The organism is Weissella sp. ESL1139 (assembly GCF_058506735.1).
In genome coordinates this window covers 476,617-501,939 of record NZ_CP196375.1, presented here as the reverse complement: position 1 = coordinate 501,939, position 25,323 = coordinate 476,617, and the positions used below count along the sequence as shown (strand labels likewise).

Here is a 25,323-nt window from a genome sequence, read left to right as displayed (position 1 = left end):
GGGCTTTTGTCAAGTAATTTAACAAAGTTTGTGATTTTGGTCACATTGAAATCACTTACTAATTTTTAGTTACATTTAAGTATTCACTATACATATAATTGGCACCATATTGAAATCCCTTACAGTAATTATAGATTTTAGTAGCACCCGTTTGTGATTATTTCACAATTTCATCAAATTTTTATTTAAATATTTGTTAAAGGCATAAAAAAAGACTGAACGAGAAACGCTCAATCTTTTTGAATATTAATTTGAGTTAATCTTACCACCAACCGTTAGCAGCACGGAATGCAGTTGCATTTTGAACTGAACCATAACGTGAAGTAGCGTAGTTTACCATACCTTTAGTTTGGTCAGCAACAGATCCTGATCCCCAACCTTCTTTGGTTTGACCAAGTCCGTGGTAACCATTTGGTGAAACGGCATTAGGATTTCCACCTGACTCAGGCATAACAACACTGTTCCACAATGCTTCAGTACCACCGGCAGCTAAGAATTGTGCCTTAGTTGAACCACCAGCTGCTGGTGTAGCTGATTGTTGTTGTGGTTGAGTTGGTGCTTGTTGTGCAGGAGCAGCTTCTTGTTGGGCTGGTTGTGCAGCTTCTTGTGTTTGTGCAGGAGCAGCTTCTTGTTGGGCAGCTTCACTAGCAGCAGCCTTTTCTGCGGCAGCTTGTGATGCAGCAGCTGAGCTAGCTGATGCGGCTGATGATGCAGCGGCAGCTGAACTTGCAGCAGCTGATGATGCAGCTTGTGACATTGCTTGTGATGCAGCATCGCTAGCAGCATCAGTTGCTGATGATTGGACATCAGAAGCAGCCAAATCTTCTGCATCTGGTACTTGAATTTTTTGGTCAACAAAAATCATGTTGGCATCTTTCAAGTTGTTTGACTTAACCAAGTCATCAACTGTCATATTAAACTTATCAGCAAGTGCTGACAAAGAATCACCTTGCTTAACTGTATATGTTGAAGCGGCATCTACGATTGATGAACCAGCAACGAAGACTGATGCAACACCGGCAACTGCTAAAGCTGTTTGTTTAACTTTACTCATAAAATTAATATACTCCTGTTTTGGAAACTTAAATTATCTTTTTTAGTATTTATAACCCGTGACTCTCGGGTACGAGTTGTGTGCCTCTAGCACTCAACGACAATTATTAGTTTACCAATCTCATCGGCATAAATGTTTCGTAAACATTACGCGAAGTTTCACTAGCTATTTCTTACGATTATTTTAAGTAATGTTTTTGTAACAAAGCAGCTGCTAGCCTTATAAAATCAACGTTTTTATACTTTTATTTAAATTCATTAACCAGTTAATCATTACTCTTTTTTAACAATTTTTTGTAAAAGAAAGACCGAAAACTTTTAAATTTTCGGTCTTTGCTATTATTTGTTACATTTTTGTCATTTTGATAAGTAATTTTTTCAGAACTTTCGTAACCAAATCGTATCAATTTCATGGTTTGCTTGCTTATGTAATACTAAGTCAGCACGTTCGCGTGTCGGTAAAATGTACTCATTTAAGTTAGGTAAATTAACTTGTTGCCAAACTTTGGTCGCTTCGACCACGGCTTCATCTAATGTTAAGGCATCGTATGCTGCAAAAAAGTTTTCAGCATCCCCACTTTCTCGGGCAGCTGACAACAATGACTTAAACCGATCAATATACCACTCTTCAATTAATTCAGTCTGCGCATCAACGTAAATTGATAAATCAAAGAAATCTGAAATATAAACAGGTGTATCTTTTGATGCTTGTAATGTATTAATTCCTTCAATGATAAAAATATCAGGGTTCTCAAATATTTCATACTCACCCACCAACACATCTGATTGCTCATGTGAATACTTAGGTGATGAAACTTGTGGTTTACCATCTTTTAAATCATCCATAAATGATAATAAAGCTGGCATATCATATGACTCTGGAAAACCTTTACGGTCAAAAAGTCCTTGCTCCTTAAGCGTTGCATTAGACATTAAAAAACCATCTGTCGTTGTTAAAGCAATTTGCTTTTGTGGAAAAGCTTCTTGTAATAAATACTGAAGCAAACGGGCGGTTGTTGATTTACCAACGGCAACTGAACCAGCAATACCAATCACAAATGGTCCTGGTGCTGCTGGACGGCCCAAAAATTCAGCACGCTCAGACAAATCGCGATGATATTGATCATAACGCAATTTGATATAGCTGACGAGTGGTCCATAAATATCAAAAACGTCTGATACTGAAATCCTATCATTATAAGCTTTAATGTTTTGCAATAACTGTGGCGTCATTTGTAATTTTTCTGGTGCCACATAATGACTGGCTAATTGTTGCCAATCGTCCCTACTAAAAACAGCAAAATTTAACGGTGCTGTCGCCATCACATCCTACCTCTTCTCGTATAAGTCATCCGCCACACCCGCTAATAACGGTGTTAATTCTTGTACCGCAAATATGGTCAATTGATGCATAGCACGTGAAGCGATTGTATAAACTAACTGACGCTCATCATCACCATGGTAAACATCCGCAGAAGCATCCCACATGATAACCGCATCAAATTCCAGACCTTTTGCCAAATAAGCTGGCACGATAATTGTACCAGGTACTAAACGTTGGTTCTCTGTCCGAATGACCGTCACATCTACTTGATTACGTAAAGCTGTATACGCTTCTTCGGCATCTGCCAATGTCTTCGTAATAATGGCTGTCGTTTCCTTAGCAGCAAGGTTAGCTGCTAATTGGTCTTTCACCCCAGCTATCATTTCAGTGACTGAATCAACCACTGAAATAACTGGTAAAGTACCCGCACGTTCAAAGGCATCGATTTGCGCACCATCTAACAAAATATCCTTTGAAAAATCAGTAATTTGTTGCGTTGAACGATAAGTTTGCGTTAATTCAACATATTCTGACTTTTCTGGATCAAATAATTGCGCCAATTCATCTTGTAAACTCACCGCATTTTCTTTGGTAAAAATAGCTTGATTTAAATCACCCAGCATTGTGAAGCGTGCCTTTGGGAAACTGAACTTCAAAAAGGCCAATTGGAATGGTGTGTAATCTTGAATTTCATCAATAAACACAAACCGAATATCACGTTCACCACGACTACCCTTAATTAGGTCAAACAACATCATATATGGTGTCATGTCGGCCATTGGCAAAGCACCTTGGCGCATCTGTTCAATCGTGCGCTTAACACCGTCTTGCCAATCATTCCTACTTATATTATACGCTGCCAAATCAATAAAGTTGGGCACTGACTTTAAGAAATGCACAAATTGTTCATTGATATTAATGAAGTGATTACGATTAACACCACGAATAACTGGTTTAAAAGCCCTCATCACAATTTGCTTGGCAATAAACTTATATTCATCATCGTCAGACTCAAATTCACGTGGCTTGTCACGCAACATCGTATCATATTGTTCTTTACTTAGATTTTGAACTTCCTCTTCAACCCAATCAGCATGCACTTCATTACTTGCCTTGCCTTGTAGGATTTTCATAAGTTGTTCTTTAGTTGCTTGAAGACGATTTCCTAAATTGTAGTTTTCATTAAATGAATAATAAATTTCGGCAATCCGGTCTTTACTAATTACTTCCTTACCGCGGAATTTAATTACCCGCAACTTAATATGTTGTTGGTTTAATCCCTTCGCATAACGTTGCATAGCTTTAAAGTAAGCACTCGTCCCCTTCAAATCAATAATCTGCTTCGTCACGCCTGCTGGTTGCGCTTCGAAACGTTCTTGTAGTGTTTCCAGTTGTAATTTTGGCAAACGACGTGATGCATATTGATAGAAAGTCATTTGAATCATATTTTGCTCACCAAGTTCAGGCAACACTTGATCAATATAATCATTAAACAACTGATTAGGTGAGAATAGCACCACTTGGCCAGAAGTCAAATGACCACGATAACGATACAATAGATAGGCAACACGTTGCAAAACAGCTGACGTCTTTCCTGAACCCGCTGCTCCTTGCACAAATAATAGTTCAGAAGCTGTATCACGAATAATTTTGTTTTGTTCTTTTTGAATGGTCGTAACGATTGACTTCATTTTAGTCGTTGATTCACCTGACACGGCATTCAACAACATTTGATCACCTACAGCCTCATCAGTATCAAAAATGGTCACAATCGTACCATCTTCAATTTGGAATTGACGCTTCAATGATACATACGCATCTTGCTTACCATCTGGTGTTGCATAAGTCACATTACCCAAACCACCATCATAGTAAATTGAAGAAATTGGTGCACGCCAGTCATAAATCAAAAAGTTATCGGGACCATCAGAAAATGATGACAAACCGATATAAATTTGATCAACCTTATCCATCCCCTTTTCTTGCACATCAATGCGCGCAAAATAAGGCCGTTCTTGTAAACGGTCCAGAACAACAGCTTGATGTTCAGCTGAATTCATGGCCAACTCACGTTCTTGTAACATTTGCTGTTGTTGGCGAACTGACATCGCTGTTTCAAATAAACTACTATAGGTTGATGATTTGAAACGAACATCCTTCCAACCATCATCTACATCGGCCTTTTTAGTAGCAGCATTCGTTTGCTGTAATTTATTTTCCGCTTTAGCATCTTGAATCTTCTCTAATACAAAATCTAAGCGTTTTTGTTCTGCCTCGTACGGCATCATGGCAACTTCCCCCGATAAAAATTAGTGATTCTATGTTACACCACTTTGGCTCGTTTAGCTAGTTATTTGTGAGAGAGTGTAACAAAAGTCATTTAAGCTTACAATGTAAAACAATTAATACTTGACGTAATAAAGGCCGGAATACCTCAGTATCCCAGCCTTATATGTCATCATTTATTACGACTTATTATTTTTCATCAATATCCAATGGAATTTCATCTTCTGTTGCATTGTCGTCAGCAGCATCATCTTTTGCTGCATCTGGGGCATCAGCTGAACCATCTTGGCCACCAATGTAAGCCAAACGGACTTGATCATAAATCTCATCATAAATTTCTTTGTGTTCTGGCGCTTCTAACCAGCGAATCACATTGACCTTACCTTGACCAATCTTTTCACCCTTGTAAGAGAACCATGAACCAGACTTTACAATAATATCTTTGTCAGCAGCCAAATCAATCATTTCACCCGTCTTTGAAATTCCTTTACCGAAGAGAATTTCAACTTCAACTTCACGGAATGGTGCGGCAACCTTATTTTTAACAACCTTGATACGAGTTAGGTTACCAACTGACTTCACATTGTCACCATCGGCTTTGGTTGCATCAATCCCACCTTTACGACGAACGTCCAAACGGACTGTTGAGTAAAACTTCAACGCACGTCCACCTGGTGTTGTTTCAGGGTTACCAAACATCACTCCAATCTTTTCACGCAATTGGTTAATGAAAATTGCTGTAGTACCAGTCTTTAAGATAGCTCCTGACATCTTACGCAAAGCTTGTGACATCATACGTGCTTGCAAACCAACTGATGAATCACCAATCTCACCATCAATCTCTGCCTTAGGTGTCAAAGCAGCAACGGAATCAATAACGACCATATCAATTGCTCCTGATGCAATCAACGCATCAGCGATTGCCAATCCTTGCTCACCAGTGTCTGGTTGTGACAATAGTAATTCATCAACATCAACACCCAATGCCTTTGCATAGGTAACATCCATTGCATTTTCAGCATCGATATAAGCAACGATACCACCGTTCTTTTGCGATTCAGCAACGGCGTGCAAGGCCAACGTCGTCTTACCTGAAGATTCTGGTCCGTATATTTCGACAACACGTCCCTTAGGATAGCCACCAATTCCCAAAGCAACATCCAGCTTTAGTGAACCAGTTGGTGTTGATTCAACTTTTGTAAACTTACTATCACCAAGCTTCATCACAGAACCCTTACCAAATGATTTTTCAATCTTCTTCAAAGCATCATTTAAAGCCGTTTGACGCTCCTTTGGATCAGTAATTTTACCTTCTAGTTTCTTACTTGGATTAATATTTTTTCCTGTTGCCATGTTTTTTAGGCCTCCGTTTGTTAGTTTTAACTTAACGCATTTATAGTATAAACTAATATGTACGTTTTTTCAATCTTTATCCATCTATTAATCAGGCGTCAGTCAGTAATTCTGCTAACCAATCAAAACCAGCATTTACACTACTTTCGCGAACTTCTTGACGCTCACCTTGGAAATGGTAAACCTGTGCGAGCGTTTCCCCATTTGGCTTTGCAATGCCAATATAAACTGTTCCTGCTGGGTGACCTTCCAAAGCATCCGGACCCGCGACACCCGTAAAGCTAACTGCCCAATCCGTTTGTAATTTATTTTGGGCACCTGCCGCCATTGCTTGAGCAACCTCACTTGATACAACCCCATACGTTGCGATCATATCTTTTGGTACATCAACCAACTGTGTTTTAGCCGCTGGTGCATAAGTCACAAAAGCACCAGGTAACACGGCGGAAATGCCGCTAACTTCTGCTAACGTGGCGACAAATAGCCCTGCTGTCAATGATTCTGCTGAAGTAATAGTTTGTTGCTTATCGATTAGTAGCTTACCGACTAATTGTTGTTGCATGATTAGTCTCCTTTCACCTAATAAAGATGCAATAATCGTAAAAATGTCTTTTATTTAGTATAACAAAAATGAGGCTAAGACTCGCAAAAGTCTCAACCTCAATTTATTTAATCAGCTTTACTTAAAACCATCAGCGAATACTTCACGATTCTTGTAGAAGTAGTCGATTCCTGAGTAAATGGTTGCAATCAAAGCAATCCACATCATGATCATAGCAAATGGAATATTAACTGCTGCGAAGATCATATCGTGCAACAAGAAGAAAGCAATTGAAATCATTTGTGACATCGTCTTAATCTTTCCAGGCATTGCTGCAGCTAAGACCTTACCATTGTTTTCAACAATCAAAGTACGCAAACCAGTAATTGCCAACTCACGAATAATGATAATGGCAACCATCCATGCTGGTACCCAATCAAATTGAACAAAGTAAATCAATGCTGTCATAACCAATAGCTTATCAGCTAATGGATCAGCAAACTTACCAAAATTGGTTACCAAATGATGCTTACGTGCAATTTTACCATCGGCCAAGTCAGTCAATGAAGCGACGATAAATACAATGGCTGCAATCAAATGCGTCACTGGTAACGTTGCGCCAAGAAAGCTCAATGTTCCCCAATCAAGTGGCAAAGATAGCAATAGCATAAATACTGGAATCAGTATAATGCGAAAAACAGTTAATTTATTAGGTAAATTCATTTCTCTTATTTACTCCTACATTCTATCGCGTAAAGTTCATACCCAAACGCCATACACTAGCATTTTGTGATTGCAAATCAATTTTTTGATTATTTAATGATACTTGAGTTGCTAACGCATTTCCAATTGAAACAACAACCCCCGTTGCAGTTTCAGGAATTTCAATTTCTTGTGTATCTTTATCTTCAACAGTACCGTTCCAAATAACCTTACCATTAGCATCGCTAACTTGCATCCATGATGAACCATCAACTGCCTTTAGTTGCATCTTCATTGGCTTGTTTGGTGCTTTAACAGAACCGTAATTAATAGCAGAACCGTTAACTTCACCCTCACCTAACTCAACCTTATCAGCTTTAGGTGTCTTCTTTTCTGAAGATGACTTAGCTGATGATGCCTTTGATGATGAACTTGATTCATCCTTGGTTGATGAAGCCTTTGTTTCAGACTTCTTTGATGAAGATTTATCAACAACCTTTGACGTTGTCACTGAAACATTTGATTTTTCGTTAGATTCTTCCTTAGCAGAACCTGCAAATGAAGAAACCACTACCCAGATAATGGCAATAATGGCAATGACCACAACCCCAATAATGATTTTTGGCATCATATTGCGAGTCTTGTCAGCAACAGTTTCTTCTGGCTGATGCATACCGGCACGGGTGACATTGTCAGCATCTACACGCGCAGCACTCAAGTCAGGCTCGGCTGGTTTGTCGTCTTCGTCTTCATATTTCTCCATGAAAGCAGCCGCATCTAAACCAACAGCAGTTGCATATTGCCGCACAAAAGCACGCTCATAAAATGCACCTGGCAATTGATCAAACTGCCCGCTTTCAATTGCTGCTAAATAACGCTTTTGAATTTTTGTTGATTGTTGAATATCATCTAATGATAAGCCTTTATCAAGACGAGCTTGCTGAAGCTCTTGTCCAATAGCGCTTTTGCGTTCTTCATTCATACATCTCTCATCCTAACTTTTCAATTTAGCATAATAATTATAATTGCATTCTTATTTATTTTAACATAATTCTGTTACATCAGAACGAATGATTATACTTGCGATGGGACTAAATGTTGTTGTTGTTAAAATTGTTAACATTTCTTCATACGATAAACTTTGCAGTGTTGCAATTTCATCCTGCAATGTCGCCTCGTCAAAAGTCTGTCCTTCAAAACGAATGGCAATTTCCTCTAATTCATTTAACTTATTAATTAAGCGACTTAATAAGCCATTTTTAATTAATGCAAAACTATCTTGCAAAGCTACAACGGCTTCAGATAAATCATCTAGCATGTGCTTAACTTTTTCAAGCACTTCTTCGGGTTCAGCAGTCTCAGCAACAACTGTCAAATAAGCAAATTGACGTTCCGTATCGAACTCAGCACTAAAATTATCATCGATTAGACCATCATTATACCAATCCATATAAGCTGGTGAAAACTCGCCAAACACCAAATCAAGCGCCAAGCTACCAACAATTGCCACTTTTAATATATCACGCCGGTTCATCGTCGCAAAGTCTAACTCCCAACGCTGACCTAAAACAACTTTATTGCGAGCCACTGGTAATGATAATTCCAAGGTCTGTGTGTCAATTGGTTGTAACGTTGGCGTTATTTTTTCAACAATTTGCGTACTTTGACGTTGACCAGCTGGCGATTGTTTAATAAAAGCCAACATTTCTTGTTCATCAAATGCTCCAGTAATCACCACATCCATATTCTGTGGTTGATAAAAAGCTTCATAAGCTGCGGTCAACTGAGCCGGTGTAATTTGATGTACCGATTCAGCGGTCCCCGCAATGTCCGTTCCTAATGGATCTTGTGGATACAAACGTGCCAAAATTAAACGAAATACTCGTGAATTAATATCATCTTCGTACATATCAATTTCTTGCGTAATAATTTCTTGTTCACGTTGGACTGACGGTGCATCAAAATAAGGCTCCTGTGTAAAAGTAAATAGTTCCTGCAAAGGCGCCCAATTATCAACCGCCGTGGCAACATAATAACTTGTCCGTGACTGGGTCGTAAAAGCATTTGCCATTGCGCCTAAATCACTCAAACGTGCAAAAGCGTCATAATCAGGTTGGGCAAACAAACGATGTTCAACAAAATGCGCAATCCCAGCTGGTTGTTGGACAACTTGTCCATTCTCGATAAAAGTATTGTCGCGCGCACCATAATCAACGCCCACTACACCAACAATTTGATGAAAACCAGGACGTGGCAATAAATGAACATGTAAGCCATTATCCAGCACCACATGATGTTCAGATGGTAGAAAATTTTGCGTACTATTCACCATTTGACGTTCCTCCAATCATCTCATAATGTAATTGCCAAGTAACTTTATTTGCAATATCACGTACCTGTTCAGCAGTTACGGCATCAATTTTATTTAAATAATCTTCATCGCTGACGACACGTTGCAATAAACACTGATTATAACAACGGTCAGCAACATATAATTGTTGGTCTAGTGTCATCGTATAGGCATTTTTAATTAATTGCTTAGCAATGTTTAACGCTTCATCTGAGACTAAAGTTTCTTGTAGACTTTTGAGTTCTTCATTAACTTTTGTCACCGTCAAGGGCAAATTATCAGCATCCACACCGGCTTCAACCAACAATAAATCTGTATAAGGATTGTAATCAGATGAAATACCGTAAACCAAACCAAGCTTCTCGCGCACATTTGATAGTAAACGTGAATTTGCCAAACCACCAAAGATACCATTAAATACCGTGGCTGCATAATGCTCATCTTCGGTAACTGTCAGCGCATATCCTAATACCAAACGTGCTTGGACAACATCATCTGACTGTTGAATTTTTTTGACCGCTGGCCATAAAGTTTGATGATAATGCGCATTTAATTGCGTCGTTCGTGGTGCAAAGTGAATCTCTTGCGCTAAATCAATCACAGTTGCAGTGTCGACATCCCCCACAACCACAATATCAACGCGATCTTGCGCAACACTGTCTTGCCAAACTTGCCAAGCCGTCTGGGGTGTTACTGCGGCTATCCCCTGCGGCGTTCCAAATGCTGGTGAGGCTTGGATACTCGTACCATAATACGTATTTAATGCTTGGCGCAATGCATAAAAGGGTTTGTCATCCTTCAACCCAGCAATTTCATCTAATGAAACCTCACGTTGGCGATTAAACATCACTGGAGAAAAACCTTGCTCATCATCCCCCATTGGGTTATTAATGACTTCATTTAAATAGTCAAAACCGTGATTCAACAATGACTGCCCATCAGTCACAAAACTATCGTGCACTAAATTTAGTTGTAAACGTACAGTATGTAGCTGACCAATTTTAAAGACTTCTGTCCCAAACGCTGCCCCCATCATTTCATCTAAAGCTTTAGCGAGTTTGGTTTGTGAGTCATATTTTTTAGATGCTGTTTCTAGCATATTGCTAGCGAGCACCCGGGCATCTAAGGTTGCTGCTTGTAATTGTTGCGTAAAATTAACGGCAATATGGGTTGTCGCAAATTGTTTGGTTGGCAACACATGCACAAAGACCCCATTTTGAATTTCTTTTGTAAACACAACGGTACCTACTCTAATGAAAACACCTGATTTGTATTTTCGCTTTCATTTAAATTATCTACTGCTATATAGAAAAGCAATCGCTTCCAAGTATAAACTTACGAACTACTTGTTGCCAGCTTTTCATTTACGTATTAAAAAAACCTTATTGAAAATTAAGGTATAAAAAAAGAGATTGAGTACGCTCAATCCCTGTTTTAAATTAAATTTTAAGAGAAGATAGCTGACAATATTAGGACAACAATCAAACCAACAATTGATATGAGTGTTTCTAGCACTGTCCAAATCTTCAAAGTTTGCGTAACGTCTAAGTCAAAGAATTCCTTAAACATCCAGAAACCAGCATCGTTAACGTGTGATAGACCAACTGAACCAGCACCGATAGCTAGTACAACAAAGGCTGGATTAACAGCGCTTTGACTAGCAACCAATGGTGCCACGATTCCGGCAGTCGTCAAACCAGCAACCGTTGCTGAACCGACTGACACACGTAGAATCAAGGCAATCAACCATGCAAAGATGATTGGTGACAATGATGTGTTTGAGAAAGCTGATGCAATAGCATCTGAAATACCACCAGCAGTTAGGATACCCTTGAAGGCAGCTCCACCAGCAATAACCATCAACAAATTAGCAATTGACTTTAGCGCATCACTCATTGAATCACCAACTTGACCCATGGTACGACCTTGCTTTGGTCCCATTGACCAAATAGCAAAGGCCATGGCAATAACCATTGCAACTACTGGATTTCCAAACATAGCGATAATCTTGTCTAATGTCGTTGGATCCACAATGTAACCACTTTGAGCGGCATGCGTCATGGCTTTCCAACCAGCATCACCAATTTTACCGGCATATACTTGCTTTCCACCATTAACTGTTAATGTGTAAATAGTTGAAATCAACATAAAGAATACAGGCATCAATGATGTCAAAATTGACAAACCAAATGATGGCGTATCTTCTAGCTTAAAAGTCTTAACTTCACCAATTGCATCTAGCTTCTTGGTAATTTTGAAAGCCTTTGGCTCAATCTTTTGAATCACACGTGTGAACAATGGACCAGCCACTAACATGGCCACAATCGCAACTAAGATACCGTACATCAAAACGATACCAATATTAGCACCCAAAATATTTGTGACGGCTGTTGGTGATGGCTGTGGTGGCAAAAATCCTTGCGCAGCTGACAAAGCAGCAGCCATAGGAATACCCAAATAAAGCAAAGGCACTTCAGCTTCAAGCGCGATTGTGAAGACAATCGGAATCAAAACAACCAAACCAACTTCGAATAGCAAAGAAATTCCGATAATAAATGATGCACCGGCAACGGCCCATTGCAATCGTTTCTTACCAAATTTGTTAATCAAAGTTGTCGCAATTCGATATGAACCACCTGAATCCGAAACCAGACGACCAATCATCGATCCGAATCCAAAGACAATAATTAGCTCCCCCATGGTACCGCCGATACCATCCTTTAAGGCATCCGCAATTCCAGCTGGATTCATTCCCAAACCAAGGGCAACTAAAATAGATGTAATAATTAACGCCACGAAGGTGTTAACATTTAACTTTAGGATGAAAAATAGCAAAACGGCAATTCCTAATATCAAAATTATGAATGGCCAAACGTTTAAGCCATTCATAACCCACTGATATAACCCTGTCGCTTTATCAATAGATAATCCCGCTAGCATAGTAAGCATGTACACTAACCTCTACAATCAAAAAATTTCGCTCACATGAAATTGTAAGCGATTGCTCAACTTTTATATTGTACAACCTTTCACTAATTAAAAACAATGATTTCATGAAAAAATGATGACTTATTTTATTAAATAAACCATCATTTTCAAAATTATAATTTTAGCGGAAACCACCACCACCAGAGCTACCGCCGTGGCTACCACCGCCGCCGGAACTGGTTGAACCACCACCACCGGATGAGCGTGTTTGTGTGGCAACACTAGTACTGAAATGGTTGACCAAACGGAATGGATACCTTGAACTATAATAATAAACGCTATCTTGTTGATAATTTGGATATACTTTTGCTAGTTCATCAGCAACTTCTTCCAAAATACCAAACGCAGCAGCTGCAATCATTAAGTCATCCCAGAGGCCAACTTCTTGCGGTGCACGTTCATCTAATAATGTAAATTCTTCCAAATAGTTCTTTAACCGGGCAAGGTCTTGTTTAACTTCAAAGCCAGCTGGTTTTGTACGACATGATGCAATCCAACCGGCAATTCGATTAGCTGAATCAAGTTTCTTATCACCGGTGCGAATTTTCTTGGCGTCCTTAGGATACATCAAATCATGACCTTCAAGGTACTCACGACTATAAGTACGGTAATCCATTGTCAACTTCTTATGACGTGAGCTACTACCATTTAGATACTTAGACAACCCCTTTTGCGTCACAACGCCATCATGGGCTGCTGCGGTCATAATTTTATAATAGCGCTTAATTGGCGCCGGTGCGTCATCGGCAACTGGTTTATCAGTTAAGACAAACTTCGCTTTAGGCTTACCAAATGTACTTGGCTCTTCCTCCATCGTAATCTGGCCATCTTTAACCAATTGTAATAAGCCAACCGTCAAAAAGTTATCTAAAGTATCTGTTAGCGAATACATATCACTGAAGAACAGATATGTATTATAAATACTACCCGTTGGCACTTCACGCCGGTACTCACCTTTGGTTTGTGCTTGTAACTTTTTCATCTTTGGATAATATTTCCGATAGTTACGATACTTTTGAATAATCCAAATAGTGATGGCAATAAAGACCACGCCGATGGCAACCATGACCCAAATGACTATCCGCACAGCGCGGTCATTAGTAACGGTCTGACCATTTTTATAATCGTGATAATCATAATCACTACCTTTGAACGCATCTTTAATATACGCATCAAAGGTTCGATTAGAATGATAATTAGTAGCATAAGTCCCCTTTGGAATTTGTACAATCATTTTGACGTAATCATCTTCCAAAATAGCACTGGTACTTTGCATCGTTAATTTGTCATTTTTAAAAGCAGTTTTACCTTCAAAACCAAATCCCCAAACACCGTAGCCGTTATTTACCGAAAATTGACGATTAGGATCCTGGATAGTGACCTTCATTTGCTTTGGTGCAATTGCCACATCACTATCCAAGAATTGCCAGGCAATCATTTGTTTTGTTTTGGTTTGTTCAACAAAATTACTAATTTGATACTGAATGCGATATTGATGGGTACCGTATTTAGTAATTCCCCAATTTAACTCATCCCCATTTTGGCCGTATCGATTGGCCTTTTGTTGCCGATTAGCTTTGGTGTTCCAATTATTTTTTCGTTGAAAAGCTTGTCCATCCATACTAACTTGGTAATCTGAAAGCTTTTGTGGACCAACCAATTTAACAACTTTATATATCTCACTACCTTCATCTGCTGTCACCGACCAATCTTCAGTGATATAAGCGGTTCCTTGGTCATCTAAAGAAACATTAATGTCCATCTGATTAACAGTTTGGTCAGCCTGAATACTCTGGGTGTTGCCGACAATAAAAATGGTTGCTAAACATGTCAGCAACGTCAACCAGAGTGATTTTACTCTGATTTTTCCCATTGTGGCATCTCCTGTTTTCCTTCGGTATTTTGGAAATAAGTTTCTTTATTGAAACCCATTGCACCAGCAATCATAAAGTTAGGAAAGATTTGAATTTTCCGATTTAACTTTGTAACTGTATCGTTATAAACCATACGTGAAAGACGGACTTTATTCTCAAATTCACTAACAGCCGTCATTGTTTGTTGATACACCGTATTAGTCTTCAAATCTGGATATTGCTCAGCTAATGCATTAACAACGCCCAGGACACTTGCAAATTTTTGCTGATCCTCATCAATATCAGCCACCGAAGCTTGATCAGTAACCGTTTTACGTTCTTGGACAATCTTTTCCAATGTTTCTTGCTCATACGATTGATAGTTTTGTGTTGCTTGCATTAAATTCGTAATCGCATCCCAACGACTTTCGACTTGGGCAGCGATTTGACCCATCGCATTACGCACATTCTCACGTTGGTTTACTAAACCGTTATAAACAGCGATAACCCAGCCAACTATAATCACAATTATGACAATCAAAATGATTAACCAAATCATAATGTTGTACCTCCTGTATAAATCTCTTAAACCTATTGCTTATAAATCGTTTAGCGGAAGCCACCACCACCGGAGCTACCACCAAAACTACCACCACCACCAGAACTGGTTGAACCACCGTTACCACTGTCAATAAACATCTCCATGCTATCAGTCGCAAAACCATAAGTACTATAGAATGGATAAGCTGTCGTTTGATAGTAAATACTTTCATCACGGTATTCTGGATAAACTTCATCTAATGCATTTGCAACCTCTTCAGCAATTCCCAAAGCTGTTGCTGCCAGCATCAAGTTATCCCAGAGACCAACTTCTTTTGGTGTCCGTTCCTCTAACAATGTAAAATCTTCAAGATAATTCTTCAAACGGACAAAATCAGCACGGACGGCTAATCCCTCCTTCGTCAAAGCACTACCGTTATGCTTTTGTGCATAAGCATTTGCTTTAGTTTCTTTGGCATCATTAGTTTGATACTCATCTTTTGGATAAATTAAATCACGTTGCTCACCATATTCGTTACTGTCTATTGTACAGATAGCCCAAATTTTAAAATAATCCTTCTTGTTCTTATCAAAATATGAAGATAGATCTGTGGCAGTCACTTGATTATCTTCTGCTGCGGCTTGCATCATACTATATAATTTAGCCAGGCCATTTGGTACTTTATCAGATACGTCATCTGCTTTAAGAACCAACGTTAACTGCTCATCGTCGTCTTGTAATTCAAGTAAATCGGCTTTAACCAAGCTCAAGATACTAACTGATAAATAATTTTCTGCTAATTCAAAATCCGAAAACAACGAGGCCACAAATGAATAACCGGCAAAAATATCATTATCCGTTGGAATTTCACGGACATACTCACCTTTGGTATCCGTTTGCAACTTTTTAAGTTTTGGATAATAACGATGGTAATTCTTGTTTCGTCCATAACGACGCATGCTAAAGTAAAAAACAACAAAGAATACAGCAACATAGCCTAGGTTCCAAAGCCAATCATATGACGTATCTTTTTGAGTTTCACCAGTCTTATACTTGTCATAATTAAAGTCACTACCTTTAAACGCCTCTTTCATATATGAATCAAACGAACGTTTAGAAGTATTGGCTGTTGGGTATGTATGACGCGGTATTTTCATAATGATTTTGACACGATTGTCATCTTTGATTTGCTTGTCATTCTTAACTAAAATCTGGCCATTGTTAAACGAAGTCTTACCTTCAAACCCAAAGCCCCAAATACCATAGCCGTTCTTAGCGGCAAACTTTTGGCTCGGATCATGAATCTTAATTTGAATATCCTGTGGTGCAATCTCAACATCTTTATCGACAAATTGCCAAGCAATCATTTGCTTGGTTTTGGTCTGTTCAACAAAATTACTAATGCGGTATTTAATCTTGTAATGATGCTTACCATATTTTGTGATTCCCCAATTTAGTTCATCACCATTTTGACCATATGCATAGGCTTTGGAAGCACGATCACCTTCCGTGTCCCAATCTGCTTCACGCTGGAACGATTCTCCGTCCATACTAACATGATAATCTGACAATTTTTGACCCTTTTGCCGTTTAATTGTTTTGTAAATTTCACTACCTTCATCGGCATCAACAACCCAATTTTCAGTAAAGGATGCAGTTCCCTGATCATTCAAAGCGACATCAATCTTCATACTCTCAACATTTTGATCGGCTTTTATCGTTGGCGCCTGACTAAACATCAAAGTTATTATAGCCAAAGGTAAAATAAACCAAAAATGTTGCCACAATTGTTTATTAAATTTCCCCATAATATCCACCCATTTAATTATTAAAAACAACTAATAAAATTATATATTAACCTTAACACTTCACCATTTATTCACAAAACATTAAGTTCTATATAAATATAGTATAATAGTGCCATGTTTTACCATTCGGACTCTGACAAGTATTGTAGTTTACGTTTTGAATGGATTAAAGATTAGTTAAAAAAGTAGGCTGAGACATTTCTGTCTCAACCTACTTTTTGATTCATTAATACCCGTTTTATATTGTAACCGCAAACCGGCCAAACTCCGTTACACACCGGCTTCAAAACGACTTTTGTCTCGCTCTGACCTTTAACGACTGTTTTGTTTGAACCAATCAAAGATTTTCGCACCCTTGTCTACCGGTAAATAGCGTACTTCCATAAGTTCTTCTGTATTACCGCTCCGAACACGTACTTCGACGTGCACCAATTTTGAATGACGCATAAAAACACTTTGTGATAATTTGATTGATTGAATATTCTTCAATGGTAGCATGTAACGTTTTTTGGTAAATAAATGCCCAATCTGCACTTCTAATAACTGGTTAGTATTAACACCGATACCATTTACTTTTGCAGCATAAACTGCCAAGCCGACCGCAATTGGTAATAACAATGCAGTAAGCAAACCATACGGCCACCATAATACACTCACTGGTACAATAACCACCAGAGTTGCGACAACCATATTACGAATCAATGACCACTGCCCGCGACGATTCGTTTGATACCAATTGTCAGACACTACGGTTTGTTCAGGTGCCCAATTAACAAACTTGCTAATTTGTGATGTCACATCTTTACTTTGCACAACTGGCATCACCACCACAGCACCACTATCTTCATCATCTGAAGCATTAGCAGCAACTAAAGCTTGAACTGTCGTTAAATGCAATAACTGACGTAACCATGATTGCTCATAAACAAGTCCCTGGATTCGATTTAATTTTACAGATACTTTATTATTTTGGAAAAAGCCCTTTTCAATACTTAATTGTTCAGCTTTTTTAGTCATTGTAAAATGATAATTTCGTTGCACAATCAATAAGTATGAAATAATAACCGATATTATTAATAGAAAAATTAACTCAGAAATCAGCAATACACCATCCTGATTACCGAATATATCAACAACACCGTCTAACCAATTTTTAGGCAAAATTTCATCCAACCAATTATATATTACGCCTAGTCCTGCTAAAATTGGTGCGACTGTAAATGAGGTCGCTGCATACAAATTTAAATCACGTGACTTAATCCGATAATGTTGCTGCGGTTGATCTGAATCCGCTACTGTTACCACTGATTCTGGGTTAACTTCAGTGTGTTTATTCTCAGCTGTTTGGCGTAACTGTTCTAATTGTTCGACTTCATGCATACTGATGATAGGAATGCTAATTTCCGCCCTGTCAGTCACATGCGCTGAACTTTCAATTTTTAAGCTCACCAAATTTAATGGGACCATGAAAAACCATTGTTTTGTTTGCAGCGTTTGAATTTTAGCATATTGCAAATGTGACTCTTTTTTATTAAACAAACCCCGTTTAATAATAATTTCGTGCTCATCAAACACATAAGTAAAGGTTGCATATTGGAACCACAGACTGACAACTTCTAGAATAGCAGCCGCAAAAATTAGCCACCAACCGATGCCGTTCAATAATACTAAAACAAGTAACCACCACCAAGATTTAATATCCGCAATTAAGAACACAACGATTGCTAACCAATGTAAATGCTTGCCCTTAGCTATCATAAACATCTTCCTCTTTGGCTAGTGCCATAATTTGTTGTTTAAGTTTGGTGGCTGTTGCTTCGTCGAAAAAGCCAATATCATGTGAAGCTGCTGCTGTATGAACTTGCACACCTTGCAACTTTTGCATTTGTAATAATGGCCCAGCAGATAAGGTCACGTCTTGGACACGTAGAATTGGTACGGCAACTGTTTTGCGCACAAAAAAGCCCTTCGTCACTTCAATATTATGTGGTGCAATATGATAATGCCAAAATTGATAGCGATACGGTACTAAACTAAATTCAACAATTGCATCAATTAGTCCAATAATACCGACAATAATGACAATCCACCATGACCAATTCCAAATATAATGAAACACAACTAAAATCACCACAGCGATTATGGCAATTAATAAGTCAATGCCGGCTTGCCAAAACCACACCCTTTTAATATTACTTGGTAATTGTTCTTCCATATACATAACTCCCCCAATTTGACCACTAGGATACTTGAAAGTGATATTAATTTCAAGTTATTTGTATATGATTAACTTGCTAACAAAAAAAGCCAAGGTATACTACCTTAGCTTCTTGCTGACTTATACGTCGTTACTTTTTAATATGTGTACGTTGGTAATCGGCAATTGCAGAATACTCTGTTTGCAACTGACGTGACAAACGAATAAAGATTGGTGATAATTCACGATATGCGTCGTAATTATCAGGATTTGGTTGGTAAGTATTAGCTTCACCAATCATGTCACCAATAACTTCTAGATTATCAACAAGTCCCAACGCCTTTTGTGCCATAACTGTGGCAGCTAGCGCACCTGATTCAAAGGCCTTTGGCACAGTTACTGGTTGCTCAAAAATGTCAGCAGCCATTTGACGCCATAGTGGTGAACGAGCAAAACCACCCGTTGCTTGAATAGCCTTCAAATCACCAACAACTTCTTCAAGTGCTAATGAAACCATGTAAATGTTAAAGATGATTCCTTCTAGCACGGCACGCACCATGTGAGCACGCGTATGATTGTGAGTCAAGCCAAAGAATGAACCACGCGCGTTAGCATCCCAAATTGGTGCACGCTCACCACCAAGATATGGATGGAACAAAAGACCGTCAGCACCAGCTGGAATCTTAGATGCGATTTCAGTTAATAGGTCATATGAATCAATACCTAGTAGTTCAGCAGTTGATTTTTCTGAATCAAACATGTTATCGCGGGCCCAACGGAAGACATCCCCACCGTTGTTAACAGGTCCACCAACAACCCAGTGATCCTTATCCAAAGCATACGTAAAGGTACGACCCTTTGGATCAATTTTAGGTGCATCAGTTACAACACGAATGGCACCAGAAGTACCAATGGTTACAGCGGCAACCCCTTCTTGGATGGCATTAACACCCAAGTTTGATAATGGGCCATCACCAGCACCGTAAATAAATGGTGTGTCAACATCCAAGCCCATTTCAGCAGCGTACAATTTATTCATACCCGTTTCAATCGTGTATGGATCAACTGGTTCTGGCATTTGTTCTTTCTTAACACCCGTTACTGACAAAGCTTGTTCATCCCAATCAAGGTTAAAGATATTAAACATACCAGTACCTGATGCGATTGAATAATCCATGCGGTTTGCATCAAACAACCGGTGGAACAAGTATTCCTTAATTCCTAGGTAATGAGCTGCCTTATTATAGATATCAGCATGGTCATTCTTTAACCAAAGTAACTTTGACAAAGGTGCCATTGGGTGAATTGGTGTTCCAGTTTTACTGTAAATTTCATCACCAATACCATTAGCCTTTAATTCTTCAGTATACTTAACGGCACGTGCATCAGCCCATGTAATCACACGAGTTAATGGTTGCCAGTCTTTATCAAACGCAATCAAAGAGTGCATTGCTGAACTAAATGATACACCTAGAATCTTACCGTCCTTTGCAGAACGCGTAACTTGTGCCATCGCGTCAGTAAAGGCCTCCCAGATTTCATCAAGATCTTCTTCAGCCATGTCTGGTGCGTCACGGTATAGCTTGTAACCCTTGTTGGCACTCGCAATTACGTGCCCCTTCTTATCGAATAACACCACTTTGGTTGACGTCGTTCCTAAGTCAACACCAATTAGGTAATCCATTAATATATCCTCTCACATCTTAATATTTTGCATATTACTTCACCCTTAATTTTAGGCAAAAATATAGCATTTTGCAAACGGTCTCACAATGTTTTTTGCCTAATCTGTTTCATTATTGAAACTACTATTTTCTGGCTTATACACACTGCGATTGTCTAATGCCCATTGCCGAGGTGAAAATTCACCTGGATTTGTTTGATCTAAAGCATTGTCAAAACTTTGAATACTAGCATCTAGTTCATCTAACTGGTGTAAGATATTGGCTTCTTTAATCATCGGTTGCACTGGTGACCCATATTCTAATAAGCCATGATGCGCAAGCACTGTATGTCGCAAAACCAACATATCTTCACTATACAAATCAATATTTAATTCATTTGCTGCCAAAACAATCTCTTCATCAACGAGTACAATATGACCAATCAACGTTCCCACCTTTGTGTATTGTGTTGCAACGGGACCAGATAGCTCAATGACTTTGCCTAAGTCATGCAATAATGCAGCTGCATATAACAAACTAGCATTAATATTTGCATATTGTTTCACAACTGCTTGGGCTAAATGCACAATTGATAAACTATGAAACGCTAATCCACCTGCAAAAGCATGATGATTCGACTTTGCTGCTGGAAACTGTAAGAACGCATCTTGATACTTTCCTAAAATATGACGAACTATCCGCTGCCAATTGGCATTGGTAATTTGAAAAATAATCGCTGACACTTCTTCAGCCATATCTTGTTTTTTCATTGGCGCAGCAGCCACGAAATCAGCAGGATCTTGTGGTTCACCCATTTGAGTTGGCCGAATTGTTAAGACCTTTAATTGTGGTTTATCTTGGTATGCTTGCCGAACTGCTTGGATAGACACAACCATCCCCGCTTGTAACTGATTAACTTCCGTTTCGGTCGCATCCCACTTCATACCCTTGATGGTCATTGAACGATCAGCTAATTGTAAAGCCATGTAACGCTTACCTTGCTGCGTCATTCGTACATCAACTGATTTTAATAATGCAAAGGTTTCAACACGTTCATCTAATTGATATTCTTTTAATGTTTTTGCCAAAATATCCTCCTACTGCTGGTGCACCAGCTTAAGCGCATGTTCACTTGTCACTTGTCGTCCAGTAAAATAAAAAATTTGTTGTTCGTTGCTTGCTAATTCATTTAATACTGTCATCATAGCATCACGACGCTGATCATCAAAGTCAACAAACGCATCATCAATTAATAATGGTAACTGTAAGGTATCTGACACATTTATCACAAATGCTAGCCGCAAGGCAACATATAATTGCGAAGCCGTTCCTTTTGACAATTGATTAACCCCTAATACTTTACGATCATCACGCACAACTTTAAGGAGCGTCTTAGTTTGTTGAATCTTTTGATAATGATTATTCGTTAAACGTGCAAATATATCACTGGCTTGGTGCAACAAATTTGGTAGCCGGTCGATAATGGCCGCATTAAGCGCTTGACGAATCCATTCACTACCCAAGCGATCTACAAAGTATTGTTTTAGTTGTTGATTAACCAAGGTTACTTGATTAGCCACCATTTGCTGTTGATTTTCAACGGTATTATCAGTTTGCAAATTTTGTAATTGCACATTTACTTCTGCCAACCGTTGATTAACTTGTGATTTTTCATGCTGAATACGTTGTAGCACTTCCTGGTTTTCACTCGCCGGTTGTGTTTGTTGCGTCATTGTTGCTGCCTGTGCTGCTAGTTCGTGTAAGTCAGCATCGCCTAATTGTTCTGCCAACATCATGCCTTCACGCTTTAAGTCATTCACCTGACGTTGTGCATCACGACGTTGCCGTAACATCGCCGCATCTTTAACCCCAAGTTGCTGATACAAATCTTGCAAAGTTTGTTGCAGGTTTTCACGCTGTAATTGTTGCTGACCCATTGTTTCTTGTTGAACATGAACGTCCATTAACCGTTTACGATATTCAGCCACCGTTAACCCTTCACCTAACCAATTCAAGGATGCTTTAACATTCACTAAATCTGATAAATTGGCTTGTTGTGTTTGAAAGTCTTGGTTAGCCGTTAATAACTGGTCATTTAGCTGTTGAATGGCATCTTGAACCGCCAAAATATCTGTTGCTGCCATATTTTGATAAGCTTCAGGAAATTCTTCATCAGTTGTAACAGGATGCTTTGTCTGTGCGTAAGCTTGCCAACCACCGATTACAATCGAAATAACAAACAAAACGACGCCAATTACTAAGTGTTGTGTAAATGCAGCAATTAATAACAACACTAACCCAATAACAGCGCTAAGCATTAATGTCTTAGTGTTAAAACCACCTTTACTATTAACTGATTGACCATTCAGTTTTGCTTTTTGGTCAGCTGTCAACAATGGCGGTAATTGAGACCAATGATATTTCGTTAAAATATCATTTTGTAGTTTTCCTATCTGTGCTTGCTGATTAGATAAATCAGTTTGCTTTTGTTCTAATTTTTCTAACCGTTCAATTGCAGCATCTGCATTTTCAACTTGTTGTTTCGTAATGGCTGTTGTAACCATCATCTCGTCTAGTGATGACAATTGTTGTCGTACACGCTCAGCTTTATCAGCGATTGTTAAGTCCAATGGTTTACCAGCAGCTTTTACTTGTTGATTAATTTTTTGCCAACGTTGATACACTGGCACCAAATGTGCTTGCGCTTGTTGATGCGTCATTTGATTTTGCAACTGACGCTGACGTTGTTGCAGTGTTTCAAGCCGTTGGGTTAACCCTTGCGCTTCGGTTTGCAATTTATCCAACGATGGTTGTTGTTGAATACTTGCCTGCAATTGTTGACGTTGTTGCTTTAATTGCGCCAAAGCTTGATTAATTTCACGATGAGCTGTTTTGGTACTACCAAATTTTGACGTTGCTTGTTTTTCCCACTGGTTGGCAACATCTAACCAATCTTGCGCACCCGGCGTTGCTAATGTCCGTAGATAGGCTGCAAAATCATCTGGTTTCAGTGAAAAAATTGCCATCAATGCTTCCTGATCAAAACTAAAAATCGCTAAATATAAATCACGATCAACTGGTCCTAACAATTTTGCTAACATTGCTTCTGGGTCAGCAAAAACTTGTCCTGTTGCGACTGCCGTCAGTGTTGTCGCTGTTTGTGTACGCCCCAAACGTTCTAATTCATATAACTGGTGATCAACTTCAAATTGAATACTGCCACCATAGGGTCCTTTGGCTAACGGTTCATAGGTATTGATTTTACGACCTTTAGCCTGCGGAAAACCAAACAACATATCAAACAAAAATTGATGAAGCGTTGTCTTACCAGCTTCATTGAGACCTTGGACAACCTGCAATCCTTGCACAAAATCAAAATTTTGTTGGTTAAACTGGCCAAAACCAACAATATGTGCTTTTTTAATCCACATGGTCTTCATCCCCTATCTGTGATATTTGTAATTGGTTTTGAACAGCCACTTGTAACTCTTTTAAGGTATCTTCATTAAAAAAGTAATCGAGTACATCGGCATCCGTTACCTGTTTCAAGCCGAGCTTTTGTAATTGATCTATATTAAAAACATTCGCCCCGGTCGCTGACCAGTATTGCTCGTCTACTGCTGGCAGACTAGTTTCCTGTTGCTTAGGTTGTCCCTGCACTTCATAAATGAAAAACATGTCATTCGGTTGGGCAGCAGCGACAAACTGCGCTAGTAGTTGTTGGTTGGTGATTGCCGATAAAACATTTGTTTGATTTGTTTCAAGTTGTAATGAAATTAATTCAAATTCATCTTTGAAAGCAAATTGTTCACGCACATACTGCACTAAAGTGTTCAAATCACGATCAGTTTGCACATGTTCTGTTATCCAAGTAATCGGGGCCACTGGAGTAAATGTTGGGACTAGCTGATTACCTTGACTTTCCACCATGTAGTAACCTTTTGGACCAGTTTCCGTTTTATCCAATCCTTGAATACTACCCGAATAACCAATAAAAGGATGTTCTTGTAATGTTTCACGAACATGAATATGACCAAGTGCCCAATAATCATAATGTTTTTGTTGTAAAGCCTGCATACTAAATGGCGCGTAATCACCCGTGCCTACTTCACCAACAGCGCCATGATACATGCCTATCTGCCAATCAACACTGGTATCCTTTACTGGAAATTGTGCAACTTGATCCGTTGAAATGTGCCGTTGGGTATATGAAAAGCCCGTAATAGCCGCAGTTTCATGGGCGGCCGTTGTAATCTGATGAGTTGTCACTGTTGCTGGAAATAACGTGACATTATCAGGAAATGTTGGTAAATGTTCCCAGTCACTGACAAAATCATGATTACCAAATATCATAAAGACAGGAATATCTTCATCCGCCAATCGTTGTAATTCATTCACTAAGTCAAGCTGTGCACGCGCGTCTGGAGTTGTCGTATTAAATGAGTCACCGGCAAGCACAACAAAATCAACTGCTGCCATAATGGCATCATCAACTAATCGATGTAGCGCCGTTTGGGTTGCTTGTTGTATTTTTTCTTTTAACCAATTTGGTGTAATGGATAACCCACCAAATGGATTGCCAAGATGTAAATCACCAGCATGAATAAACTTCATGTCATCCATCTCCCTTTTATTGTTTTATTCTTATTATATTTGAGTTTAG

Annotated in this window: 19 protein-coding genes; all 19 read right to left on the bottom strand. The window is 38.9% G+C overall.

Going from position 1 to position 25,323, the window contains the following annotated elements; translation table 11 throughout:
- Positions 1-262 precede the first annotated feature (262 nt).
- Positions 263-1,054, bottom strand: coding sequence for a LysM peptidoglycan-binding domain-containing protein (locus ACSYSF_RS02345; protein ID WP_489868122.1), 792 nt, complete (start codon positions 1,052-1,054; stop codon positions 263-265).
- A gap of 377 nt (positions 1,055-1,431) precedes the next feature.
- Positions 1,432-2,376 (bottom strand): type I pantothenate kinase, encoded by a 945-nt coding sequence (gene coaA, locus ACSYSF_RS02340; protein WP_489868121.1) that lies wholly within the window; start codon positions 2,374-2,376, stop codon positions 1,432-1,434.
- A 6-nt stretch (positions 2,377-2,382) separates the two neighbouring features.
- Positions 2,383-4,665, bottom strand: a complete 2,283-nt coding sequence (helD, locus tag ACSYSF_RS02335; RefSeq protein WP_489868120.1) for an RNA polymerase recycling motor HelD — start codon at positions 4,663-4,665, stop codon at positions 2,383-2,385.
- 187 nt (positions 4,666-4,852) lie between these two features.
- Complete coding sequence (gene recA, locus ACSYSF_RS02330) at positions 4,853-6,016, bottom strand: recombinase RecA (RefSeq protein ID WP_489868119.1); 1,164 nt, start codon at positions 6,014-6,016, stop codon at positions 4,853-4,855.
- Between the two features lie 91 nt (positions 6,017-6,107).
- Positions 6,108-6,578 (bottom strand): nicotinamide-nucleotide amidohydrolase family protein, encoded by a 471-nt coding sequence (locus ACSYSF_RS02325; RefSeq protein WP_489868118.1) that lies wholly within the window; start codon positions 6,576-6,578, stop codon positions 6,108-6,110.
- A 117-nt stretch (positions 6,579-6,695) separates the two neighbouring features.
- A complete protein-coding gene (pgsA, locus tag ACSYSF_RS02320) occupies positions 6,696-7,280 on the bottom strand; it encodes a CDP-diacylglycerol--glycerol-3-phosphate 3-phosphatidyltransferase (RefSeq protein ID WP_489868117.1) in 585 nt (194 codons plus the stop codon).
- 22 nt (positions 7,281-7,302) lie between these two features.
- On the bottom strand, positions 7,303-8,241 hold the full coding sequence (locus ACSYSF_RS02315; RefSeq protein ID WP_489868116.1) for a helix-turn-helix domain-containing protein: 939 nt from the start codon (positions 8,239-8,241) through the stop codon (positions 7,303-7,305).
- 60 nt (positions 8,242-8,301) lie between these two features.
- A complete protein-coding gene (gene yfmH, locus ACSYSF_RS02310; protein WP_489868115.1) occupies positions 8,302-9,591 on the bottom strand; it encodes an EF-P 5-aminopentanol modification-associated protein YfmH in 1,290 nt (429 codons plus the stop codon).
- The gene (gene yfmF / locus ACSYSF_RS02305; RefSeq protein WP_489868114.1) at positions 9,581-10,846 is read right to left on the bottom strand and encodes an EF-P 5-aminopentanol modification-associated protein YfmF; all 1,266 of its coding nucleotides are present in this window, start codon (positions 10,844-10,846) and stop codon (positions 9,581-9,583) included. The genes yfmH and yfmF overlap by 11 nt, the downstream gene beginning before the upstream one ends.
- A gap of 209 nt (positions 10,847-11,055) precedes the next feature.
- Entirely contained in the window at positions 11,056-12,558 is a 1,503-nt protein-coding gene (locus ACSYSF_RS02300; RefSeq protein ID WP_489868113.1) for a gluconate:H+ symporter, read from the bottom strand.
- 160 nt (positions 12,559-12,718) lie between these two features.
- Positions 12,719-14,470 carry a DUF2207 family protein gene (locus ACSYSF_RS02295; RefSeq protein WP_489868112.1) on the bottom strand — a complete coding sequence of 584 codons (1,752 nt, stop codon included), beginning with the start codon at positions 14,468-14,470 and terminating at the stop codon, positions 12,719-12,721.
- Positions 14,452-15,009 (bottom strand): LemA family protein, encoded by a 558-nt coding sequence (locus ACSYSF_RS02290; RefSeq protein WP_489868111.1) that lies wholly within the window; start codon positions 15,007-15,009, stop codon positions 14,452-14,454. The genes ACSYSF_RS02295 and ACSYSF_RS02290 overlap by 19 nt, the downstream gene beginning before the upstream one ends.
- A 50-nt stretch (positions 15,010-15,059) precedes the next feature.
- Positions 15,060-16,799: a DUF2207 family protein gene (locus tag ACSYSF_RS02285; protein ID WP_489868110.1), complete on the bottom strand. Its 1,740-nt coding sequence runs from the start codon at positions 16,797-16,799 to the stop codon at positions 15,060-15,062.
- 312 nt (positions 16,800-17,111) lie between these two features.
- A complete protein-coding gene (locus ACSYSF_RS02280; RefSeq protein WP_489868109.1) occupies positions 17,112-18,557 on the bottom strand; it encodes a PH domain-containing protein in 1,446 nt (481 codons plus the stop codon).
- Positions 18,547-19,014 (bottom strand): PH domain-containing protein, encoded by a 468-nt coding sequence (locus ACSYSF_RS02275; RefSeq protein ID WP_489868108.1) that lies wholly within the window; start codon positions 19,012-19,014, stop codon positions 18,547-18,549. The genes ACSYSF_RS02280 and ACSYSF_RS02275 overlap by 11 nt, the downstream gene beginning before the upstream one ends.
- A gap of 133 nt (positions 19,015-19,147) precedes the next feature.
- Positions 19,148-20,680, bottom strand: coding sequence for a gluconokinase (gene gntK / locus ACSYSF_RS02270; protein WP_489868107.1), 1,533 nt, complete (start codon positions 20,678-20,680; stop codon positions 19,148-19,150).
- Positions 20,681-20,779: 99 nt separating this feature from the next.
- Entirely contained in the window at positions 20,780-21,748 is a 969-nt protein-coding gene (locus tag ACSYSF_RS02265) for a 3'-5' exoribonuclease YhaM family protein (RefSeq protein ID WP_489868106.1), read from the bottom strand.
- Between the two features lie 9 nt (positions 21,749-21,757).
- On the bottom strand, positions 21,758-24,091 hold the full coding sequence (locus tag ACSYSF_RS02260; RefSeq protein WP_489868105.1) for an ATP-binding protein: 2,334 nt from the start codon (positions 24,089-24,091) through the stop codon (positions 21,758-21,760).
- Positions 24,081-25,274, bottom strand: a complete 1,194-nt coding sequence (locus ACSYSF_RS02255) for a metallophosphoesterase family protein (RefSeq protein WP_489868104.1) — start codon at positions 25,272-25,274, stop codon at positions 24,081-24,083. The genes ACSYSF_RS02260 and ACSYSF_RS02255 overlap by 11 nt, the downstream gene beginning before the upstream one ends.
- Between the last annotated feature and the right edge of the window lie 49 nt (positions 25,275-25,323).

Excerpts from the sequence above, each read along its gene's own strand:
- ACSYSF_RS02345 (WP_489868122.1), bottom strand. The coding sequence starts at position 1,054 with ATGAGTAAAGTTAAACAAACAGCTTTAGCAGTTGCCGGTGTTGCATCA.
- coaA (WP_489868121.1), bottom strand. The coding sequence starts at position 2,376 with ATGGCGACAGCACCGTTAAATTTTGCTGTTTTTAGTAGGGACGATTGG.
- helD (WP_489868120.1), bottom strand. The coding sequence starts at position 4,665 with ATGATGCCGTACGAGGCAGAACAAAAACGCTTAGATTTTGTATTAGAG.
- recA (WP_489868119.1), bottom strand. The coding sequence starts at position 6,016 with ATGGCAACAGGAAAAAATATTAATCCAAGTAAGAAACTAGAAGGTAAA.
- ACSYSF_RS02325 (WP_489868118.1), bottom strand. The coding sequence starts at position 6,578 with ATGCAACAACAATTAGTCGGTAAGCTACTAATCGATAAGCAACAAACT.
- pgsA (WP_489868117.1), bottom strand. The coding sequence starts at position 7,280 with ATGAATTTACCTAATAAATTAACTGTTTTTCGCATTATACTGATTCCA.
- ACSYSF_RS02315 (WP_489868116.1), bottom strand. The coding sequence starts at position 8,241 with ATGAATGAAGAACGCAAAAGCGCTATTGGACAAGAGCTTCAGCAAGCT.
- yfmH (WP_489868115.1), bottom strand. The coding sequence starts at position 9,591 with ATGGTGAATAGTACGCAAAATTTTCTACCATCTGAACATCATGTGGTG.
- ACSYSF_RS02300 (WP_489868113.1), bottom strand. The coding sequence starts at position 12,558 with ATGCTTACTATGCTAGCGGGATTATCTATTGATAAAGCGACAGGGTTA.
- ACSYSF_RS02295 (WP_489868112.1), bottom strand. The coding sequence starts at position 14,470 with ATGGGAAAAATCAGAGTAAAATCACTCTGGTTGACGTTGCTGACATGT.
- ACSYSF_RS02290 (WP_489868111.1), bottom strand. The coding sequence starts at position 15,009 with ATGATTTGGTTAATCATTTTGATTGTCATAATTGTGATTATAGTTGGC.
- ACSYSF_RS02285 (WP_489868110.1), bottom strand. The coding sequence starts at position 16,799 with ATGGGGAAATTTAATAAACAATTGTGGCAACATTTTTGGTTTATTTTA.
- ACSYSF_RS02280 (WP_489868109.1), bottom strand. The coding sequence starts at position 18,557 with ATGATAGCTAAGGGCAAGCATTTACATTGGTTAGCAATCGTTGTGTTC.
- ACSYSF_RS02275 (WP_489868108.1), bottom strand. The coding sequence starts at position 19,014 with ATGGAAGAACAATTACCAAGTAATATTAAAAGGGTGTGGTTTTGGCAA.
- gntK (WP_489868107.1), bottom strand. The coding sequence starts at position 20,680 with ATGGATTACCTAATTGGTGTTGACTTAGGAACGACGTCAACCAAAGTG.
- ACSYSF_RS02260 (WP_489868105.1), bottom strand. The coding sequence starts at position 24,091 with ATGTGGATTAAAAAAGCACATATTGTTGGTTTTGGCCAGTTTAACCAA.
- ACSYSF_RS02255 (WP_489868104.1), bottom strand. The coding sequence starts at position 25,274 with ATGAAGTTTATTCATGCTGGTGATTTACATCTTGGCAATCCATTTGGT.